Annotated in this window: 19 protein-coding genes and 1 pseudogene; 2 read left to right on the top strand and 18 right to left on the bottom strand. The window is 72.7% G+C overall.

Features of this window, described 5'->3' with window-relative positions; translation table 11 throughout:
* The 5 genes and pseudogenes from ABT299_RS31815 to ABT299_RS31795 all read right to left on the bottom strand — a co-directional run.
* Positions 1 to 135, bottom strand: a pseudogene (locus ABT299_RS31815) (MBL fold metallo-hydrolase); the annotation flags it as partial.
* A 65-nt stretch (positions 136 to 200) separates the two neighbouring features.
* Positions 201 to 1,157 carry a glycine betaine ABC transporter substrate-binding protein gene (locus ABT299_RS31810; protein ID WP_190858825.1) on the bottom strand — a complete coding sequence of 319 codons (957 nt, stop codon included), beginning with the start codon at positions 1,155 to 1,157 and terminating at the stop codon, positions 201 to 203.
* A 21-nt stretch (positions 1,158 to 1,178) separates the two neighbouring features.
* Positions 1,179 to 1,988, bottom strand: a complete 810-nt coding sequence (locus tag ABT299_RS31805; protein ID WP_241755769.1) for an ABC transporter permease — start codon at positions 1,986 to 1,988, stop codon at positions 1,179 to 1,181.
* The gene (locus ABT299_RS31800) at positions 1,985 to 3,070 is read right to left on the bottom strand and encodes an ABC transporter ATP-binding protein (protein WP_500252996.1); all 1,086 of its coding nucleotides are present in this window, start codon (positions 3,068 to 3,070) and stop codon (positions 1,985 to 1,987) included. Before ABT299_RS31800 ends, ABT299_RS31805 begins: the two co-directional genes overlap by 4 nt.
* Positions 3,067 to 3,711 carry an ABC transporter permease gene (locus tag ABT299_RS31795; RefSeq protein ID WP_347256784.1) on the bottom strand — a complete coding sequence of 215 codons (645 nt, stop codon included), beginning with the start codon at positions 3,709 to 3,711 and terminating at the stop codon, positions 3,067 to 3,069. Before ABT299_RS31795 ends, ABT299_RS31800 begins: the two co-directional genes overlap by 4 nt.
* 134 nt (positions 3,712 to 3,845) lie before the next feature.
* Between ABT299_RS31795 and ABT299_RS31790 the strand changes: the two genes are divergently transcribed.
* Positions 3,846 to 5,186, top strand: coding sequence for an RNA-guided endonuclease InsQ/TnpB family protein (locus ABT299_RS31790; protein WP_500252995.1), 1,341 nt, complete (start codon positions 3,846 to 3,848; stop codon positions 5,184 to 5,186).
* Positions 5,187 to 5,301: 115 nt separating this feature from the next.
* Here the strand turns inward: ABT299_RS31790 and ABT299_RS31785 are convergent, their stop codons facing one another.
* Complete coding sequence (locus tag ABT299_RS31785) at positions 5,302 to 6,345, bottom strand: helix-turn-helix domain-containing protein (RefSeq protein WP_500252994.1); 1,044 nt, start codon at positions 6,343 to 6,345, stop codon at positions 5,302 to 5,304.
* 122 nt (positions 6,346 to 6,467) lie between these two features.
* Here ABT299_RS31785 and ABT299_RS31780 point away from each other — a divergent pair, with 122 nt between their 5' ends.
* A complete protein-coding gene (locus tag ABT299_RS31780; RefSeq protein WP_500252993.1) occupies positions 6,468 to 7,427 on the top strand; it encodes an alpha/beta hydrolase in 960 nt (319 codons plus the stop codon).
* 24 nt (positions 7,428 to 7,451) lie between these two features.
* Here ABT299_RS31780 and ABT299_RS31775 read toward each other — a convergent pair whose 3' ends face one another.
* From ABT299_RS31775 to ABT299_RS31720, 12 genes are all read right to left on the bottom strand, one after another.
* Entirely contained in the window at positions 7,452 to 8,939 is a 1,488-nt protein-coding gene (locus tag ABT299_RS31775) for an FAD-binding protein (protein ID WP_387019669.1), read from the bottom strand.
* A 71-nt stretch (positions 8,940 to 9,010) separates the two neighbouring features.
* The gene (locus ABT299_RS31770; RefSeq protein WP_190858817.1) at positions 9,011 to 9,745 is read right to left on the bottom strand and encodes a glucose 1-dehydrogenase; all 735 of its coding nucleotides are present in this window, start codon (positions 9,743 to 9,745) and stop codon (positions 9,011 to 9,013) included.
* A gap of 28 nt (positions 9,746 to 9,773) precedes the next feature.
* Positions 9,774 to 10,859, bottom strand: a complete 1,086-nt coding sequence (locus ABT299_RS31765) for an NAD(P)H-dependent amine dehydrogenase family protein (RefSeq protein WP_500252992.1) — start codon at positions 10,857 to 10,859, stop codon at positions 9,774 to 9,776.
* Between the two features lie 8 nt (positions 10,860 to 10,867).
* Positions 10,868 to 11,284, bottom strand: coding sequence for a carboxymuconolactone decarboxylase family protein (locus ABT299_RS31760; protein ID WP_500252991.1), 417 nt, complete (start codon positions 11,282 to 11,284; stop codon positions 10,868 to 10,870).
* Positions 11,281 to 12,147: an NAD(P)-dependent oxidoreductase gene (locus ABT299_RS31755; protein WP_500252990.1), complete on the bottom strand. Its 867-nt coding sequence runs from the start codon at positions 12,145 to 12,147 to the stop codon at positions 11,281 to 11,283. The genes ABT299_RS31760 and ABT299_RS31755 overlap by 4 nt, the downstream gene beginning before the upstream one ends.
* 23 nt (positions 12,148 to 12,170) lie before the next feature.
* A complete protein-coding gene (locus ABT299_RS31750) occupies positions 12,171 to 13,655 on the bottom strand; it encodes an aldehyde dehydrogenase (RefSeq protein WP_500252989.1) in 1,485 nt (494 codons plus the stop codon).
* Positions 13,652 to 14,320, bottom strand: a complete 669-nt coding sequence (locus tag ABT299_RS31745) for a hypothetical protein (protein WP_500252988.1) — start codon at positions 14,318 to 14,320, stop codon at positions 13,652 to 13,654. Before ABT299_RS31745 ends, ABT299_RS31750 begins: the two co-directional genes overlap by 4 nt.
* A gap of 9 nt (positions 14,321 to 14,329) precedes the next feature.
* The gene (locus ABT299_RS31740) at positions 14,330 to 14,527 is read right to left on the bottom strand and encodes a ferredoxin (RefSeq protein WP_190858805.1); all 198 of its coding nucleotides are present in this window, start codon (positions 14,525 to 14,527) and stop codon (positions 14,330 to 14,332) included.
* Positions 14,528 to 14,532: 5 nt separating this feature from the next.
* Positions 14,533 to 15,918, bottom strand: coding sequence for a cytochrome P450 (locus tag ABT299_RS31735; RefSeq protein ID WP_387019655.1), 1,386 nt, complete (start codon positions 15,916 to 15,918; stop codon positions 14,533 to 14,535).
* The gene (locus ABT299_RS31730; RefSeq protein WP_190858800.1) at positions 15,915 to 16,697 is read right to left on the bottom strand and encodes an SDR family oxidoreductase; all 783 of its coding nucleotides are present in this window, start codon (positions 16,695 to 16,697) and stop codon (positions 15,915 to 15,917) included. The genes ABT299_RS31735 and ABT299_RS31730 overlap by 4 nt, the downstream gene beginning before the upstream one ends.
* A 26-nt stretch (positions 16,698 to 16,723) precedes the next feature.
* Positions 16,724 to 17,980: a cytochrome P450 gene (locus ABT299_RS31725; protein WP_500252987.1), complete on the bottom strand. Its 1,257-nt coding sequence runs from the start codon at positions 17,978 to 17,980 to the stop codon at positions 16,724 to 16,726.
* The gene (locus tag ABT299_RS31720) at positions 17,977 to 18,591 is read right to left on the bottom strand and encodes a TetR/AcrR family transcriptional regulator (RefSeq protein ID WP_500252986.1); all 615 of its coding nucleotides are present in this window, start codon (positions 18,589 to 18,591) and stop codon (positions 17,977 to 17,979) included. The genes ABT299_RS31725 and ABT299_RS31720 overlap by 4 nt, the downstream gene beginning before the upstream one ends.
* Positions 18,592 to 18,686: the final 95 nt, after the last annotated feature.

The following is an 18,686-nucleotide window of genomic DNA, read 5'->3' as shown; positions in this document are numbered from 1 at the left end:
CACGACGAAGTCCTCGGCCTCGACCGCGCCGACGTTCGGATCGCCTTCGGCGGTCAGCGCGTAGACGCCGTCCGCCAGCACCTCCAGGCTCCGCTCCTTGTCCGCCAGGTCGGCCGACGACGCGAACGGTTTCATCCCTGGTCCCTCCCCGCGGTCACGCGGACTCGGCCACCCTGGTGTCCTGCCCGCTGCCGGCGCCCCTACTTGCCGATGAACCCCTTCGACTGGAGCCAGGTCTGCGCGACGTCCGTGGGCTCCTTGCCCCTGATGTCGACCTCGCCGTTCAGGGTCTGCAGGACGGAGTCGGTGAGCGCCGCCGCGATCGGATTCATGATCTTCTCGATGGCCGGATGGTCCTTGTCGACCGCGTCGCGCACGGTCAGCGCGGGGTTGTAGACGGGGAAGAACTTCCTGTCGTCGGGGATCGAGGTGAGGCCGAGCGCCTTGATGCGGCCGTCGGTCGTCGCGACCTCCCCGAAGTCGCACGGCTTGCCCTTGCCGATGGCGTCGTAGATGGCGCCTTCGGCGAGGGTCGCGACCGACGACTTCGGCAGCGTGAACCCGTACGCCTTCTGCAGCCCGGGCCAGCCGTCGCTGCGCCCGGCGAACTCGCTGGCCACGCAGGTGGACGCCTTCGCCGGGTCGGTGTGCGCCAGCTTGGCGTAGCCGGACAGGTCCGTGATGCCGAGCCGCTGCATCGTCGTCGTCTTCACGGCGATGGCGTAGGTGTTGTTGGCGGGCGCGGCGGCCAGCCATTTCACGTGGTTCTTGCCGAGGTCCTGCTGCGCGACGGCCTGGTACTGCTCGGTCGGGTTGTTGAGCGGCTTGGTGTTCTTCAGGTAGTTGATCCAGGCCGTTCCGGTGTACTCCCAGTACATGTCGATGCTGCCGGACGTCAGCGCGGCGCGCGTGGTGTTGCTGCCCTGCAGCCCGCACTTCTCCTTGACGGTCGCGCCCGCCGACCGCAGCGCCAGCGCCGTGATCTGGCAGAGGACGAGCTGCTCGGTGAACTCCTTGCCGCCGACCGTGACGGTGGCGCCCTTCAGCGAGTTGCCCTTGGCCAGGCTGCCCGCCTTGGCACCGGTGCCGGACGAGCTGAAGCACCCGGCGGTCAGGCCGACGGCGGCGACGGAGGCGACGATGGGGAGCAGGCGCATGGTGACTCTCCTCAGGGGGATTCAGATGCCGCGCGGGCGCAGGTAGTGCTCGACGATGCCGATGAGCCAGTCCGCCGCCATCGCCAGCACGGCGGTCAGGACGCTGCCGGTGAGCAGGATCGGGGTCCGGTTCAGCGCGATGCCGGTGTTGATGAGGTCGCCGAGGCCGCCCGCGTTGGTGAACGCGGCGAGCGTCGCGCTCCCGACGTTGAGGATCACCGCGACCCGGACGCTGGCGAGGATCACCGGCACGGCGAGCGGCAGCTCCACGCGCAGCAGCACCGCCGTCCGGGACAGCCCGATGCCGCGCCCGGCGTCGATCAGCGAGCGGTCGACGCCCTGCAGCCCCACCATGGTGTTGCGGAGCACGGGCAGCGCGGACACGAGGATGAGCGCGATCACCGCCTTCTGGAAGCCGATGCCGACCGTGACGGCGAGCAGCACCAGCACCCCGATGGACGGGACGGCCTGCCCGACGTTCGCCAGCGCGAGGAACGGCGCCGCCAGGGGCCGCAGCCCCGGCCGGGTCAGCAGCACGCCGAGCGGGATCGCGATCGCGAGGACGAGGGCCGTCGACGCCGCCACCAGCTCGATGTGCTCCACGAACCGCTGGGTGATCACGTCCCGGTTGATCGAGCGCTTCTCGATCGCGTCGAGGTGCCGTCCGTGCAGGTAGGCGAAGAGGGCGGCGGTCGCCACGACGAGGACGACGGGCGTCGCGATCATCCCGGTGGCGGAGCGCGGCCCCCTGTCCCCGGCGGTCTCGTCCCGCGCGGGCCGGCCGCCGCGCGGGCCGTCGGGACGGCCGTCGAGCATCGCGGTGACGCTCATCGGCGGCCGCTCTCCCGGCCCGGCGCCTCCGTCAGCGGCCGCTCGCCGGACGGCGGCCCGGCGTGCGGCCCGCCGGACGCCTCGGACGCCTCGGACGGCGGCCCGGCGGGCGGTGACCCGCCGCCGCTCGGCGTCTCCCGCACGATGGTCGACCAGGAGACGGCGCCGGCGGGCCGCCCGTCCTCGTCCAGCACGACCGCGCCCTCGTCGCCGGCCCGCAGCATCGCGTCGAGCGCCTCGTACAGGCTCTGGTCCGCGCGCACGCTCGTCGACACGGCGCCGACCGCCTCGACCGGCACCAGCCCGATCGACCCGACCTCGACCAGCCTTAGTCGCCGCATCGCCGCGCCCGCCCCGACGAACGACGCCACGAACGCGTCCGCGGGCTCGGCGAGGATCGCCGCGGGCGTGTCGTACTGGACGAGCCGGGCGTGCTCGCCGAGCATCGCGATCCGGTCGCCGAGCTTGAGCGCCTCCGTCAGATCGTGCGTGACCAGCACGATCGTCTTGCCGATCCGCGCCTGCAGCTCCAGGAACGCGTCCTGCAGCCGCTCCCGCGTGATCGGGTCGAGCGCGCCGAACGGCTCGTCCATCAGCATCGCGGGCGGGTCGGCGGCGAGCGCGCGGGCCACCCCGACCCGCTGCTGCTGCCCGCCCGACAGCTCCTTGGGGTAGCGGCCCCGGAACGTCCCCGGGTCCAGGCCGACCATGTCGAGCAGCTCGTCGACGCGGGCGCGGACGCGCTTCCTGTCCCAGCCGAGGGTGCGCGGGATGAGGCCGATGTTGCCCGCGATCGTCATGTGCGGGAACAGCCCGACCTGCTGGATGACGTAGCCGATGCGGCGGCGCAGCTCGTCGGGGTTCACCCGGGTGACGTCCTCGCCGTCGAGGAAGATGCGCCCCTCGGTGGGCTCGATCAGCCGGTTGACGAGCCGCAGCGTCGTCGTCTTGCCGCAGCCGGACGGCCCGAGCAGCACGACGATCTCGCCCTCCCGGACGCTCAGCGTGAGCCCGTCGACGGCCGGGGCGTCCTGCCCCGGGTAGCGCTTGGTGACGCCGTCGAGCCGGATCATCTCCGTCATCGCATGCCCCTCGGTGTGGTCAGCCGCGCCACCGCGGCGAACAGCAGGTCCAGGGCGAGCGCGAGCAGCGCGACGCCGAGCGTGCCGGCCAGCGTGTCGTTCAGCGCGTTCGCGCCGCCGATCCGCGACAGCCCCCCGAAGATCAGCTCGCCGAGCCCGGGGCCGGCGACGGCGGCGGCGATCGCGGCGATCGCGACCGTCATGATCGTGGCGACCCGGACGCCGGTGAGCACGACCGGCCAGGCCAGCGGCAGCCGGATCCGCAGCAGCCGGCTCGCGCGGCCCATCCCCATGCCGCGGGCGGCCTCCTCGACCGCGCCCGGCACCGACTCCAGGCCGGTGATCGTGTTGCGCAGGATCGGGAACACCGCGTACAGCACGAGCGCCGTGATCGTCGGCGCCAGGCCCAGCCCGAACAGCGGGATCAGCAGCCCGAACAGCGCCAGCGACGGGACGGTCAGCATCGTGCCGGTGACGCCGAGCGCGAGCCGGCTCAGCCGCGGCCGGCCCTCCACCGCGATCCCGAGGCCGATCCCGACCACCGCGGCGATGCCGACGGCGATCAGCACCACCTCGGCGTGCTCGGCCATCTCCCGCGCGATCGTCGGCCACCGGTCGGCGAGGTAGTCGGAGAAGCTCACGCGCCCCTCCCGTCGCTCAGCCGCTCGCTCGGCGGTGGGGGCGGCGGAACCGAAGCGGGAACGGTCGGCTGGAGGGATCCCATCGTGACCTTCTCATGGGGACCGGCGCCTGCACACGTGGACGGAACCGCCTCATGGGCGTCTACAAGAAGCGGCTGGCCATCCGCCCGACCCCGAAAGATTCGATCCGTATGCGGATGAACACGCATTGCGTCTACCGTGTTGTTGTTGCCGTGGGGGGAGGGTGGCTGGCCATGAGACGGGCGTACAAGTTCCTTCTCCGGCCCACCGCCCGCCAAGAACAGGCGTTGCGGGAGATGCTTGCCGATCATTGCTCGCTCTATAACGGAGCATTGCAGGAGCGGCGGGAGGCCTACCGGCACGTTTCCAAGACGAGAGTCCGGTACGGGGATCAGTCGGCGCAACTGAAGGAGATCCGGGCGTTCGATCCCCAACGTCAAGGGCGGTGGTCGTTCTCGTCTCAGCAGGCCACATTGCGGCGGTTGAACCGGGCGTTCGAGGCGTTCTTCCGCCGCGTCAAGACCGGCCAGACGCCCGGCTACCCGAGGTTCAAGGGCGTCGGGCATTTCGACACGGTGGAGTTCCCCAAAGACGGTGACGGATGCCGCTGGGATTCCACCCCCCAGGACCCCCAGACCCGTGTCCGGCTGCAAGGCGTCGGGCACATTCGGGTGCACCGGCACCGACCCGTCGTCGGACGAGTGAAAACCATCAGTGTCAAGCGTGAGGGGCGCCGCTGGTTCGTGGTGCTGTCCTGTGACGACGTGCCTACCGAGCCCCTTGCACCTACTGGCTCGGTCGTCGGCATCGACATGGGCGTGACGTATCTGCTCACCACCTCCAAGGGCGAGCGCGTCCACAACCCGCGCTTCTTCGCGTCGATGGCCGAGGAACTTGCCGAAGCGCAGCGCCACCTGGCGACATTCCCCCGACGCACCCGCCGGCGTACCAAGAGGCACCGGGCGGCGGCTCGCAAGGTCGCCAGGCTGCACGCCAAGATTCGGCGTCAGCGACTCGACCATCACCACAAGACCGCACTGGAGCTGGCGCGCGACCACGACATGATCGCCTGCGAGAAGCTCAACACCGCGGGCATGACGAGGGCTCCTGTGCCCAAGCCCGCACCCGAACACGAAGGGGCGTACCTGCCGAACGGCGCCGCTGCCAAAGCGGGTCTGAACAAGAGCATTCTTGACGCGGGTTGGGGGCAGTTCCTGAGAATCCTGGCGGACAAGGCTGAAAGCGCCGGCCGCCGGGTGATCCTGGTGGACGCCCGCAACACCTCCCGGACCTGTCCGCCTTTCGCCGGGGGATGCGGGCACGTCGCTGGGCAGAACCGCCTCACCCAAGCAAGATTCGAGTGCACCGTGTGCGGGTTCGCCGGCAACGCCGACCACGTCGGGGCCTTGAACATCCTGCATCGGGCCGGGCCGGCCCGCTGCGCGGCGGCCTAGCCACCGACGCAGGAAGCCCGCGACTTCCGTCGTGGATGGGGTCACATCAGAAGAGGCTGCCTACGGGTGATCAATATGGCAAGAAAAGTCAGGACACAGATCTGTTAACCGGGACTCAGCCGGGTTCGTCCCTCAGGTGGCGCAGCAGCAGCGCCAGGTCCAGCCGCAGCCGCCCGCCGGGCTCCTGGAAGGAGAATCCGAGCCGCCGTTCCGCGTGCGACAGCCGCGCCGCGATCGTGCTGTGGTGGCGGTGCACGCGGGCGGCGGCCTTGCGGGTCGAGCCCGTCGCGCAGAACGCGACCAGCACCGCGAGGACGTCGTCGCCGTGCGGTTCGGCGGCGAGCCGGTCGAGCGCCGCCACGTCCGCGACCCGGGCGATGTCCTCCGGCCGCAGCCGCGCGGCGATCGCGGCGAGCCCGCCGAGCCGGTCGTGGCGCACCACCGTCGGCAGGCCGTCGCCGAGGGTCGTGAACCGCAGCGCCGACCGGGCCAGCCGCCACGCGTCCGGCGCCTCGGCGCCCGGCAGCGCGGGCCCGACCCCGATCCGCGTCCCGTCCGGCGTCCGGCCCTCCAGGTCCGCCGGGACGTCCCGCGCCAGGACGGCGTGCACGTGCCCGAGCGCCGCGGCGCGCGCGTCCCGGCCGAGGACGCCGAGGACCGCCGCCGCGTCGCCGCCCGCGACGGCCAGAACGTGCAGCGGCGCGGACGGCTCGAACCGCATCGCCCGCAGCGCGCGGCACCGGTCGGCCTCCGCGGCGTCCGCCGCCACGACCAGGTCCACCAGGGCGGCGTCGTCCCGCTCGCCGCGCTCGCGCTCCAGCAGCACCGTCGCGGCGAAGGCGAACCGCTCCAGCACGATCTCGTCCAGCGGCAGCGGCGCGCCCGGCCGCTCCAGCCACACGATGCCGGTCTCGGCGAACTCCCGGACGGCCCGCTCCCCCGCCGCCTCCCCCGGCGCGGCGCCCGGCTCCGAGCGCAGCGAGATCCCGCGCGCCGGGTCGGCCAGCCCGGCGGGGCACTCGGCGAGCGTCGCGGTGGCGCGCACCAGGGCGTGCGGGCTCGCGCGTCCCGCGATCAGCCGGTCGAAGAAGCCGATCACCCGGACGGCGTTCTCCGCGTCGGCGTCCAGCCCCGACAACCGCAGGAGCAGCCCCTTCATGGACGGATCGTACGCCACCCGACGATCGGCGGATTCCGGTCCGCGATCCCCGCCGGTCGGCGGCTGGGCGGGACCGCCGACCGCGACGAAACTGGTGGTCGGCCGCCGAGAGGAGCCGGAACGTGACGTACGCCTTCGACCCGGAGCTCGCCCCGTGGATCTCCATGATCCCCGAGATCACGCTGACCGACCCCGCGGCGATGCGGGACGCCGACGACCGGCTCCTCGCCGCGCACCCCCGGTACGAGCCGCCCGTCCCGGTCGACGTCCGCGACGTCGCCGTCCCCGGGCCCGGCGGCGCGCCGGCGGTGCCGGTGCGGATCTTCACCCCGGCGGGGGCCGGCGGGCGGCTGCCCGGCCTGCTCTACATCCACGGCGGCGGGTTCGTCCTCGGCAGCGTCGACGCCTCCCACGACGACGCGCTGTGCATCGCCGCGGAGGTCGGCGCGGTCGTGCTGTCGGTGGAGTACCGGCTCGCGCCCGAGCACCCGTTCCCCGCCGGCCTGGAGGACTGCTATGCCGCGCTGACTTGGACCGCCGCCAACGCCGCCGACCTCGGCATCGACCCCGGCCGGCTCGCGGTGGGCGGCGAGAGCGCCGGCGGCGGCCTGTCCGCCGCGACCGCGCTGCTGGCCCGCGACCGCGGCGGCCCCGCGCTCTGCTTCCAGCTCCTCGGCGTCCCCGAGCTCGACGACCGGCTCGACACCCCGTCGATGCGCGCGTTCCACGACACCCCGATCTGGAACCGCCCGAACGCCGAGCTGAGCTGGGACTACTACCTCGGCGAGGGCGTCCGCGGCACCGCCGGGGTCTCCCCCTACGCGGCGCCCGCCCGCGCCGAGGACCTCACCGGCCTCCCGCCCGCCTACGTCACCACCTGCGAGTTCGACCCGCTCCGCGACGAGGGCCTCGCGTACGCGCTGCGGCTCGTCCAGGCGGGCGTGGGGACGGAGGTGCACCACTACCCGGGGACCTTCCACGGCTCCGGGCTGATCCCGGACGCCGCCGTCTCCCGCCGCATGGCCGCCGACCGCCTCGGCGTGCTCCGCCGCGCCCTGCGCACCGTCGAGCAGCCCGTGTAGGCACGGCGACCCGCGCGGGGCGTCCTACCGGGACGTCCCGCGCGCCCGCGCCGCGGCGGCGAGACCGGCCCGGCGGCCGAAGAACGAGCCTTCGCCGAGCTGGGTGCCGGAGCAGTACCCGGCGCCGTCCTGGGCGATGTTGGACGCGCAGGCGCCGGCCGCGTAGAGCCCGCCGATGACCGACCCGTCGGCCCGCCGGACCTCGCCGTCGGCCGTGGTCGCCATGCCGCCGAGGGTGAAACCGGCGTACAGGGCGGTGCCGAGGGTCAGGTCGTAGACGCCCCACGGGCCCTTCGTCTGCGGCGCCAGCCAGTCGGGGTGCTTGTGGAAGTCGGGGTCCTCGCCCCGCGCCGCGTGCTCGTTGTAGCGCGCCATCGTCGCCGCGAGCGAGCCGGGAGGCAGCTCCAGGCCGGCCTCCATCTCCTCGATCGTCTCGTAGCCGTCCTTCAGCGGGACGAGCGGCATCCGCTGCTCCTCCATGTGGTCGCTGTCGGCGATGAGGTACGCCGCCGCGCCCGGCTGCCGGAGCACGAAGTACGAGGTGCGCGCGTGGTAGCTGTCCTCGGCCACGAACCGCTTGCCGCGGTTGTTGACGATCAGCCCCTTGACCAGCGACGACGGCGGGTAGAACGGGGCGGTGATGAACGGCTCGTCCATGTGCTCCAGCGCCGCGCCGGCCGACTGGCCGAGCCGGATGCCGAGCCCGTCGTCGTAGGTGCCGCCCAGCGTGAACAGCTTCTCGCCGAGGGCCGGCGTGTAGGCGGCGACCATGTCCGCGTTCATCACGAACCCGCCGGCCGCGATCACCACCCCGGCGGCGGCGACCACGCCCGTCCGGTCGAAGTTCCGCCACGCGACGCCGGCGACCGCGCCGTCCCCGTCCACCACCAGGTTGGTGGCGCCGGTCTCGTAGCGGACCTCGACGCCCGCCTCCTCGACGCGGTCCCGCAGCAGGTCCATCACGATCTTGGTGCCCTCGGTATCGCCCGGCACCGGCACCTTGTGGCCGCGCGGCGCCGGCGGGACCCCGTCGCGGAACGGCCACACCTTCTCGTTGCCGGTGAACATCAGCCCCTCCGTGCCGGGCTGGATCACCGCCTTCCCCGGGAAGTAGGAGCGCTCGAACTCGAACCCCAGCGCCTCCAGCCAGTCGAAGTGCTCGACCGACCCGTCGCAGTAGAGCCGGATCTTCTCCTCGTCCGGGTCCTTCGTGCTCGCCATCAGGTAGCGCGCCATCGCCTCGGCCGTGTCCTCGTGGCCGGTGGCCTTCTGGACGGCGGTGCCGCCGCCGAGGTAGAAGTGGCCGCCCGACATGCTCGACGTGCCGCCGTGGACGGCGGCGCGCTCCAGCAGCAGCACCCGGGCCCCCGAGCGCGCGGCCTCCAGCGCGGCGCAGCCTCCGGCGATCCCGAAGCCCACCACCACGACGTCGAACCGCTCGGCGTCGGCGGGCACGTCCGCGGCCGGCACCACCGCGGGGACGGCCGTTCCGGGAGAGGTCTGTGCGTTCATCGGTTCCCGTCTCGAATCACTGTGCTTCCGGGGGTCACTTCTGGGGTCGCCGTGCGCCTCGGGCGCCGGCGTCACTTGTGGGGGATCTGGTTGACGGTGCCGCCGTCGATGACGAACTCCGTCCCCGTGGCGTAGGAGGACTCGTCGCTGGCCAGGAAGACCACGAACGACGCGACGTCCTCGGGCAGGCCGGGGCGCCCGAGCGGGACCGGGATCATGTCGTCGGGGATGCCGTCGGTGAGCGGCGTGCGGATCAGGCCCGGGTGCAGCGAGTTGACCCGGACGCCGTGCGGCGCGAGCTCCATCGCGACCGACTTGGTCAGGCCGCGCAGCCCCCACTTCGACGCGACGTAGCCGTGCGCCCAGGCCGTGCCGCGCAGCCCCTCGATGGACGAGGTGTTGATGATCGATCCGCCGCCGGCCGCGATCAGCGCGTCCGCGGCCGCGCGGATGCCGAGGAAGGGGCCGGTGAGGTTGATGTCGATGATCTTCTGCCACTTCTCCAGCGAGAACCGCTGGATGGTGGCGCCGTTGGCGATCCCGGCGTTGTTGAACAGCACGTTCAGCCCGCCGAACTCGGCGACGGCGGCCTGGACGGCGGCGGTCCAGTCGTCGGGGCTCGTCACGTCGAGGTGGACGTGGCGGGCGGCGTCGCCCAGCTCGTCCGCGACGGCCTTGCCCTCCTCGTCGAGGATGTCGCCGAGCACCACCTTCGCGCCCTCGGCCACGAGGGCCCGCGCGGCGGCCGCGCCGATCCCGCGCGCGCCGCCGCTGATCAGGGCGATCTTCCCGTCCACGCGTCCCATCGTCGTGTGTCCTCTCTGTCGCGGGGTCTCAGCCGGCCAGCGCCGTCGCGAAGACGCCGCGGGCGGTGTTGAACGGCAGGTCGAGCGGGGTCCGCAGGCCGGGCGGAGCCGCGACGACGTCGGGGATCGCGTTGACGATGCGGCCGGCGCCCGCGGCGATCGCGGCGTGGTTGTGGTCGCCCTTGGCGCTGGTCGGGCACACGTCGACGCGGTAGGACGGCTCGCCGGTGATCTCGAGCCGGTAGGAGCCGCCGTCCTGCGCGGGCCGCGGCCAGTCGGGGCGCAGGTCGTCGCGCAGCCGGGTCGTGTGGTCGATGACCAGCACCTCCTTGCCGCTCGCGACGCCGGTGACCTGGAACCGCATCGCCGCGACGCCGCCCCGCGGGATGTGCCCGGCGGCGACGTCGAACGCCTCCGGCGCCGGCTCCCGCTCGTACGCCTCGGTGATGTCGTCGAGCTCGAAGCCGAACCCGCGGGCCATCATCCGGAGGCTGACGCCCCAGGAGGCCGCCAGGATCCCCGGCTTGAACATCCTCGGCAGGTCGTCCAGCGGCCGGCCGAAGCCCATGAAGTCGAACATGACCGGGCCGCCGTCGTACGTCGCGTAGTCGGCGATCTCCGAGCAGCGGACCTGCTCCACCCGCTGGCAGGTGCTCGCGATCGCGAAGGGCAGCAGGTCGTTGATCCAGCCGGGGTCCACGCCGCTGGCGAACAGGCTGGTCCCGCCGGCCTCGCACGCCTTCTCGATGGGGTCGATCATGCGGTCGGGCAGCAGCCCCCACGGGTAGATCAGCGGCACCGGCGAGGACGCGGCGACGTTGCTGCCCGAGGCGAGGATCTTCTCGATGTCGGCGAGCGCCTCGAACAGCCGGGTCTCCCCGAGGGCGCAGTAGACGGTGCAGTCCGGCCGCAGCGCGAGGGCCGCGTCGAGGTCGTCCACGGCGGCCACGCCGGTGACCGTGCCGAGGCCGGCGAGGTCGCCGGCGTCGCGCCCGACCTTGGCGGGGTCGGACACGACGAGGCCGGCCAGCTCGAAGCGGGGGTCCTCGATGAGCTGCGCCAGGGCGATGCGGCCGACGTTGCCGGTCGCCACGTGCAGGACGCGGATGGCCATGGTGCTCCTCAGTCCCGTTTCCCGGCGGCCCGCGCGGCCTTCCGGGCCGCCTTGGCGATCGTCTCCTCGACGATGGAGTTGAGCCGCGCGCCGTTCGGCCAGCCCGCGTAGTGGCTGAGGAACACGACGATCTCGCGGAGCGCCTCGTCGTCGAGCTCCCCGGCGGCGTGGGCGGCGGGCACCTGGATGCCGAGCACGTCGGCGGCGCCCTGCCCGGCGAGCAGCCCGATGACCAGCAGGCGCCGGTCCCGGTCGGACAGGCCGGGGCGCTGCCAGACGTCGCCGAACAGGTGGTCGGCGGTGTAGCGGAAGAAGTCGCCGGCGCCGTCGGTCATGTCGAAGCCGTAGACCTGCTCCATCTTGCGCAGGCCGCGGGCCCGCGGCTCGGGGAGGTCGTCGAACTTCCCGGTCTTCTCGTCGCTCATCGCTGCTCCTCGGGAAAGCCCAGGCCGGGCGCGAGTCGCTCGCGCGCGATCCTGGCCAGCGGTACGTCGACGCCGAGCTCCTCGGCCAGCGCGATCGCGAAGTCGAGGTCCTTCTCGGCGAGCTGCCGGAGGTGGCCGAAGGTGGTGAACCAGAACGACCCCGGCTCCATCTCGGCGGTCGTGTCGCGGTACATGATCGCTCCGGGGCCGCCGGTGAGCGCGTCGGTGTGCCGGACGACCTCGCCGAGCGCGACGATGTCCAGCCCGGCCGCCTCGGCGAGCCGCTGCGCCTCGGTCGCCGCGGTGAAGGCGGCGTAGTGCATCAGGTTGCGGGCGAGCTTGAACTTGGTGCCCGCTCCGATCGGCCCGGCGTGCACGACCTTCTTCGCCAGGACGTCCAGGACCGGGCGGACCGCGGCGAACGCCTCCTCCGCCCCGCCGACCATGATGGCCAGCTCGCCGGTGCCCGCGCCCATCACGCCGCCGGACACGGGCGCGTCGACCAGCCGGACGTCCCGCCGCGCGGCGAGTTCCTCCAGCTCGGCGGGCGTCCCGGGGGCGACGGTCGAGTGGATCGCGACGGTGAGGCCGGCGGGGGCGGCGGCCAGCGCCTCGTCCAGCACCGAGCGGACCTGCTCGTCGTTGTTGACCATCACGCACAGCACGTCGCTGCCGGCGGCGAGCGCGCCGACGCCCGCGGCCGCCTTCGCCCCGGCCGCGACCAGCTCCTCGACGGGCGCCGCGGCCAGGTCGAACACGCCGAGCGCGAGCCCGTCCTCGGCCTGCCGCGCGGCCAGCCGGGTCGCCATCGGCTTGCCGATGTCGCCGAGCCCGACGAACCCGACGCGGACGATGTCGCTCATCCCGTTTCCCTCCTCGTCCGCGCCTAGGCGGGCTCGGCCGTGGTCTTGGTCTCGAGGTACTCCTCGAACCCGGCCACGCCCATCTCGCGGCCGATCCCGGACTGCTTGTAGCCGCCGAACGGCGCGTCCGCGCCGAACCACAGCCCGCCGTTGACGCCGACCGTGCCGGTGCGGATCCGGGCCGCGACGGCCTTGGCCCGCTCCAGGTCACCGGAGTCGACCGAGCCGGACAGCCCGTACGGCGACTCGTTGGCGATCCGGACGGCGTCGTCGTCGCCGTCGTGCGCGATGACGGTCAGCACCGGGCCGAAGATCTCCTCCTGGGCGACCCGCGCGGTGTTGTCGAGGCCGGCGATGACGGTCGGCTGGATCCAGAACCCGCCGGCCAGCTCGCCGTCCTGCTCGGCGATCCCGCCGCCGGTCGCGAACCGCCCGCCCTCCTGAAGCGCGAGGTCGAGGTAGGACTTCACCCGGTCGCGCTGCGCCGCGGAGATGACCGGCCCGCAGATGGTGCCGGGGTCGGCGGGGTCCTTCGCGCCGAGCGAGGCCATCGTGGACGCGGCGATCTCCACCGCCTCGTCGTAGCGTTCGCGCGGCACCACCAGCCGGGTGGTGATCGCGCATCCCTGGCCGGCGTGCACGGACGCCGCGAACGCGGTGGCGCCGACGACGGCCTTGAGGTTCGCGTCGTCCAGCACGATCGCGGCGGACTTGCCGCCGAGTTCGAGGAACACCCGCTTGAGGGTGGGCGCCGCGGCCGCCGCGATCGCCCGTCCCGTGGCCGTCGAGCCGGTGAACGAGACCAGGTCCACGCGCGGGTCGCTGGTCAGCAGCGCCGCCACCCGGTTGTCGCGCGGCGTGACGACGTTGAAGACGCCGGCCGGGACGTCGGTGCACTCGGCGAACAGCCGGCCCATCTCGGCCGCCAGCCACGGGGTGTCGGGCGCCGGCTTCAGCACCACGGTGTTCCCGGCGGCGAGCGCCGGCCCGATCTTGGCGAGGTTGATCTGGTTGGGGAAGTTCCACGGCGTGATCGCGGCGACCACGCCGACCGGCTCGCGGTGCACGGTGCGGCGCGACCGGATGCCCATCGTGACGCCGACGCCGAGGTCGGTCTCCCACGCGTAGCCCTCGGCGAGGTCGATCGTCCACTTCAGGCTCTCGACCGGGGTGTCGAACTGCGGGCCGGCGACGAAGAACGCCGGCGCCCCCGCCTCGGCGGTGGTGAGCGCGCGGAGCGCGTCGGCGTTGTCGAGCAGCGCCTGGTGGAACTGGCGCAGCACCCGGATCCGCAGCGCCCGGTCGGTCGCCCAGCCGGACGCGTCGAACGCGCGGCGGGCGGCGCCGATCGCGGCGTCGACGTCGGCGGCGGTGCTGTCGGGCGCCCGGCCGATCTCCTGCCCGGTGGCCGGGTTGAGGATCGGGTAGGACGCCCCGCCGGCCGCGGCGCCGAGCTTGCCGTCGACGTACTGCTGCGCGGGCGGGTTGGCGGGGGCGCGGTCGGTCACTTCGCCGCCTCCGCCCCGTTGCCCGCCGCCTCCGGTGCGTCCTTGGGCGCCTGGGTGACGAAGTCGCCGCGCTCGACGGGCGGCGGCCACAGCGTCGAGGGCATCTCGTCGTAGTGGTAGTGGCCGGGGACGCCGTGCCCGGCGACCTTCATCCGCTTCAGCAGCGTCTCGGGCGCCTTGCCGGAGTTGATGATCTCCATGAAGGTGTGGACGGTCGACGGCATGTCGAACCAGTCCCGCTGCCAGGCGATCTTGATCTGGCCGGCGTCCGCGCCCGCGGCCTGCCGCTCGACGCCGAACCACGAGCCGCCGATGCCGAGGATCTCGTACTCCGCGCCGGTCGCGTCGTTCGTGATCCCGGACTTCTGCTTCCAGAACCCGACGATCATCGACTTCTTCTCGTCGATCACGGTGACCTGGTAGTCGTAGTGCCAGCCGTCGAGGCCGTCCATCTCGATGCCGATCGCCCAGTCCCGGATCTGGTCGCGGCCGACGGCCATGAAGTGCTCGTCGGGGCCGTACATCCAGCCGTACGTCGCGTCCTCGGCGTACCACTCGGCCATCACCCGCCAGTCGCCGGTCCGCTCGGCCTCGCGGTTGATCGCCAGCCAGGAGTCCCAGAACTCCTCGATCTCGGCCCGGGTCAGCCCGCCGTCATCACTCACGTCGTCCCCTCAGTCCTCTTCGATCGAAAGCGCGAAGGCCGGGCAGTACTTGACGGCCGTGGCCACGTCCTTGCGGCGGGACTCGTCCGGGTGCTCGTCGAGGATCACGACCACGTCCTTCTCCTCGTCGAACCCGAACACGTCGGGCGCCTCGCCCTGGCACAGCTGGTGCCCTTGGCAGATGTCGGTGTCGGCGACGACGCGCACCGCGCTCACCTCCCGGCCCGTCGCCGGTACCGCACCCGGCAGGGCTGCTTGAGCTGGATGACCATCTTGGTGAAGTCGTCCTGGTAGGAGTCCAGGGGCTGGGCGGCCTCGAACGTGTAGTCCCGCAGGACGACGGAGAAGATCGCCTTCATCTGCATCATCGCGAACGCGTTGCCGACGCAGCGGTGCCTGCCGGCGCCGAAGGGGATCCAGGTCCAGCGGTTCTGCAGGTCCTCCTGCCGGGGGTCGATGTAGCGCCCCGGGTCGAAGTCGCCCGCCTTCGGGAAGTCCGCCTCGATCCGGTTGGAGACCCGCGGCGACGCCGCCAGCATCGTGCCGGCGGGGATCGTCTTCCCGAGCAGTTCGAAGTCCTCGCGGACCAGCCGCATCAGGATGATCAGCGGCGGGTGCAGCCGCAGGGTCTCCTTCAGCGCCGACTCCAGCACCGGGATGGACCGCAGCGCCTGGAACGACACCTCGGTCCCGTCGGCGTACAGCGCGTCCAGCTCGGCGACCACCTCGGCCAGCACGTCCGGGTGCCGCAGCAGCTCGATCATCGCCCAGGACGCGGTGCCGCTGGAGGTGTGGTGCCCGGCGAACATCATCGAGATGAAGATGCCGGTGATGTGGTCGGCGCTCATGTCAAGCGAGATCAGGACGTCGAGCAGGTCGCGCTGGTCGCGGGGGACCTTCCCGCGCTCCTTGCGCCGCTCGATGATGCCCTGCACCAGCGAGACCAGCTTCTCCCGCGCCGCGTCGCGCAGCCGGAAGCTGTCGATGTCGGCGTACGGGTCGACGTAGGCGATCGCGTCGGTGCCCCGCTCCAGCTCGTGGTAGTGCTCGGCGAACGAGCCGTCCAGCTCGTCGCGGAACGGCTTGCCGATCAGGCACGCCGAGGTGGTGTAGATGGTCAGCTCGGCGAAGAAGTCGAGGAGGTCGATCTCGCCCTCCTCGCCCCAGCCGGCGACCATCCGGCGGATCTCCGCCTCGATCGTCCGCGCGTGCCCGCGCATCATGTCCCCGCGCAGCGCCTGGTTCTTCAGCATCTGCTGGCGCTCCTCCGGCGAGGCGTCGAACACGACGCCCTTGCCGAAGATCGGCGTCATGAACGGGTACGCGGCGGCCTGGTCGAGCCGCTCGTCGGGCGCGCGGAAGAACACCTCGTTCGCCTCGGCGCCGCTGACCAGCACCACGTCCTTGTCGGCGAGCCGGAACCGCCCGACGTCGCCGCACTCCTCGCGGACGCGGTGGAACAGGGAGACCGGGTCGACCCGCATCTCCGGCAGGTGGCCGGTGCCGCGGATGATCTCGGGCACCTCGGGGCTCTGATCGTCGAGGACCGTGCTCACCTCGGGGATCGCGGCGAGCCGATGACTCTCGGCGGCGGTCATGGCTTCTCCTCCACGGGCGCTTCGGGATTGACGTCGAGCAGGCTGAGGTGCACGCCGCGCGGCGCGCCGACGATCGTGGCGATCGCGTCGGCGTGCGCCCTCGCCTTGAGGAAGTGGGGGTGCCGGGCGAGCCCGAAGCGGACCCACTGGTCGAGCACGAACGCGGCCTCGTCGGCGTCCCAGTCGGCGCCCATGCCGCTCCACGTCGGGCCGGGGCGGATGATCGAGGCGCGGACGCCGGTGCCCTCCAGCTCCATCTGCAGCGCGCTGACCATTCCCTCCAGGCCCCACTTGCCGGCGGAGTACGCCGACATGAACGGCCGCGCGCGGACGGCGACGTCGGACGAGACGAAGACGATGTCGCCGCGCCGGCGCCCGACCATCGCGGGCACGAACGCCCGCGCGACCCGGTGCGCGCCGACGAGGTTGAGGTCGATCTCCCGCGCGAAGCGCTCGGAGCTGACCTCGATGGTCGCGCCGGGCGCCACCAGCGCGGCGTTGCTGACGACGACCTCGATGTCGCCGAGGTCGGCGGTCGCCTTCGCGGCGAAGTCGGCCACCGAGCCGTCGTCGGAGACGTCGAGCGCGTGCGCGACCGCCTCGCCGCCCTCGGCGCGGATCGCCGCGGCGATCTCCTCGAGGACGCCGACCCGGCGCGCGCCGAGCGCCACCGGATGGCCGGCCGCCGCGAGCACCGTGGCCGTCTCGGCGCCGATGCCGGACGACGCCCCCGTGATCACCGCGGGGCGGCGTTCGGGATGCGGGTACTTCCTGGACATCTTCGGTCCCTCCCAGTCCCTCCGCCTCAGCCCTTCCGCAGGGTGAAGCCGGTCGGCAGCTCGGCGAACCCGCGGACGCTGGTGGAGTGCACGCGCACGGCCCGGTCGGCGTGCACCTCGAAATCCTCGACGCGCCGGACCAGCTCGTTCAGCACGACCCGCGTCTCCAGCCGGGCCAGGTTCGCGCCCAGGCAGAAGTGCTTGCCGGAGCCGAAGCTGAGGATCTGGCCGAGCTCGCTCTTGGGCCGGTGGACGTCATAGACGGTCGGGTCGGTGAAGACCCGCTCGTCGCGGTTGGCGGAGCCGAGCAGGATCAGCGCCTTCCCCCCGGCCGGGATCGTCGTGCCGTGCATCTCCACGTCGTCGACGACGTAGCGGGCGAGCATCTGGCTGGAGGTGTCGTGCCGCAGCGTCTCCTCGATCCACGGCGTCACCAGCGTCTCGGGATCGTCCGGGTCCGCGAGCACCTCCGCCTTCTGCTCAGGGTGCGCGGACAGGTGGTACAGCGCGTTGCCGAGCAGCTTGGTGGTCGTCTCGTTCCCGGCGACCACCATGAGGAAGAGGAACGCGATGATCTCGCCGTCGGTGAGCCGGTCGCCATCGATCTCGGCGACGGTGAGCGCGGCGGTGAGGTCGCCCGCCTCCGCGGCCGCCGCCCGGCGCTCCTTCACCATCCCCGCGTAGTAGGTGATGAGCTCGCCGGCCGCCTCCATGCCCGCCGGCGGGACGTCGCGGACGCCGTCCTCGCGGTGCACGACCAGGTCGGCGAGGCGCCGGACCTCGTCCCGGTCGGCCTCCGGCACCCCCATCATCTCGGAGATGACGTCCATGGGGAGCTTCCCGGCGAAGTCGGTGATCCAGTCGGCCTCGCCGTGCTCGGCGGCGGCGGCGAAGGTCCGTTCGAGGTAGTGCTCGGTGAGCCGCTGGATCTGCGGCTGCAACTCCTTGACCCGGCGCGGCGTGAACGCGGCGGACACCAGCCTGCGCAGCCGGGTCTGCCTCTGCCCGTCGAGGGCGAGGAAGCTCATCACGCGGTGCGCGTCGGGGCTCCACGCGCTCGCGTCGAGGGAGACGCCCATCCGGTTGGAGAACGCCGCGTCGTCGCGGAGCACGTCGAACACGTCGGCGTGGCGCGAGACCACCCAAAGGTCGTCCCGCTCGGCGTGGAAGACCGGCGCCTCGTCGCGCAGCCGCCGGTAGAGCGGGTACGGGTCCTCGTGGAACGCGTAGTCGTAGGGGTCGAAGACCAGGGGTTCGGCCACCGCGTCGGTCGAAGCGCTCATTCGTTGCCCCTCATGATCACTTCCACGGCCGAGACGAGCCGGTCGGCGATCTGGTCGTAGGTCAGCAGGCCCATGCCGGCCTGCAGCAGCGCGCCGGTGAAGGTGAGGACCAGCACCTCCAGGACGGCGGCGTCGGCCGGCGCCCCGGGCCGCGCCGCCCCCGGTCGTGCCGGCCCCGCGAGAGCCGCCTCGAACCGGGAGTAGAACTCCCCGCCGATGCGCAGCCGCAGCCGCGCGACGTCGGGATCGCCGCCGAGCAGCGCCGGCGTCACCGCCGCCGCCAGCTCCGGTTCCGCGACGATCCGGGCCGTCAGCGCCCGGACGGTCGCCTGCAGCCGCTCGGTGGCGCCCGCTCCGTCCGGCGCGGCGCCGCCGTCCTCGCTGAGGTGCTGCCAGAACAGTTCCGCGAAGAGGTGGTTCTTGGACGAGAGGTAGGTGTAGGCGGTCGCCGGGGAGACGCCCGCCCGCTGGGCCACCGTCCGGATCGTCAGCGCGTCGTGCCCGACGGCGCGCAGCTCCTCGAGCCCGGCGGCCATCAGGTTCTCCACCGTTTCGGCCTGCCGGGCGTTGAGGCCCTGCCGCAGCGCCGGACTGGTCACCTGACTGGACATGTGTCCACCGTAGACCGGGCCGGAGATCGCCGCAATAGCCGGATCTGAATCGACTTCTCCTTTTCCCGGCGGAGGGCCGGTTCTCCGGCCGCTCG

Origin of the sequence: Spirillospora sp. NPDC000708, assembly GCF_040299565.1 — a bacterium.
GTDB lineage: Bacteria > Actinomycetota > Actinomycetes > Streptosporangiales > Streptosporangiaceae > Spirillospora.
Note: the sequence above shows the minus strand (reverse complement) of the source record. Positions and strands in the feature narration are given on the sequence as shown.

What these genes read in the sequence shown, in the direction of transcription:
- ABT299_RS31810 (WP_190858825.1), bottom strand. Translation starts at nt 1,157, where the DNA reads ATGCGCCTGCTCCCCATCGTCGCCTCCGTCGCCGCCGTCGGCCTGACC.
- ABT299_RS31805 (WP_241755769.1), bottom strand. Translation starts at nt 1,988, where the DNA reads ATGAGCGTCACCGCGATGCTCGACGGCCGTCCCGACGGCCCGCGCGGC.
- ABT299_RS31800 (WP_500252996.1), bottom strand. Translation starts at nt 3,070, where the DNA reads ATGACGGAGATGATCCGGCTCGACGGCGTCACCAAGCGCTACCCGGGG.
- ABT299_RS31790 (WP_500252995.1), top strand. Translation starts at nt 3,846, where the DNA reads ATGGGCGTCTACAAGAAGCGGCTGGCCATCCGCCCGACCCCGAAAGAT.
- ABT299_RS31785 (WP_500252994.1), bottom strand. Translation starts at nt 6,345, where the DNA reads ATGAAGGGGCTGCTCCTGCGGTTGTCGGGGCTGGACGCCGACGCGGAG.
- ABT299_RS31775 (WP_387019669.1), bottom strand. Translation starts at nt 8,939, where the DNA reads ATGAACGCACAGACCTCTCCCGGAACGGCCGTCCCCGCGGTGGTGCCG.
- ABT299_RS31770 (WP_190858817.1), bottom strand. Translation starts at nt 9,745, where the DNA reads ATGGGACGCGTGGACGGGAAGATCGCCCTGATCAGCGGCGGCGCGCGC.
- ABT299_RS31765 (WP_500252992.1), bottom strand. Translation starts at nt 10,859, where the DNA reads ATGGCCATCCGCGTCCTGCACGTGGCGACCGGCAACGTCGGCCGCATC.
- ABT299_RS31760 (WP_500252991.1), bottom strand. Translation starts at nt 11,284, where the DNA reads ATGAGCGACGAGAAGACCGGGAAGTTCGACGACCTCCCCGAGCCGCGG.
- ABT299_RS31755 (WP_500252990.1), bottom strand. Translation starts at nt 12,147, where the DNA reads ATGAGCGACATCGTCCGCGTCGGGTTCGTCGGGCTCGGCGACATCGGC.
- ABT299_RS31735 (WP_387019655.1), bottom strand. Translation starts at nt 15,918, where the DNA reads ATGACCGCCGCCGAGAGTCATCGGCTCGCCGCGATCCCCGAGGTGAGC.
- ABT299_RS31730 (WP_190858800.1), bottom strand. Translation starts at nt 16,697, where the DNA reads ATGTCCAGGAAGTACCCGCATCCCGAACGCCGCCCCGCGGTGATCACG.
- ABT299_RS31725 (WP_500252987.1), bottom strand. Translation starts at nt 17,980, where the DNA reads ATGAGCGCTTCGACCGACGCGGTGGCCGAACCCCTGGTCTTCGACCCC.
- ABT299_RS31720 (WP_500252986.1), bottom strand. Translation starts at nt 18,591, where the DNA reads ATGTCCAGTCAGGTGACCAGTCCGGCGCTGCGGCAGGGCCTCAACGCC.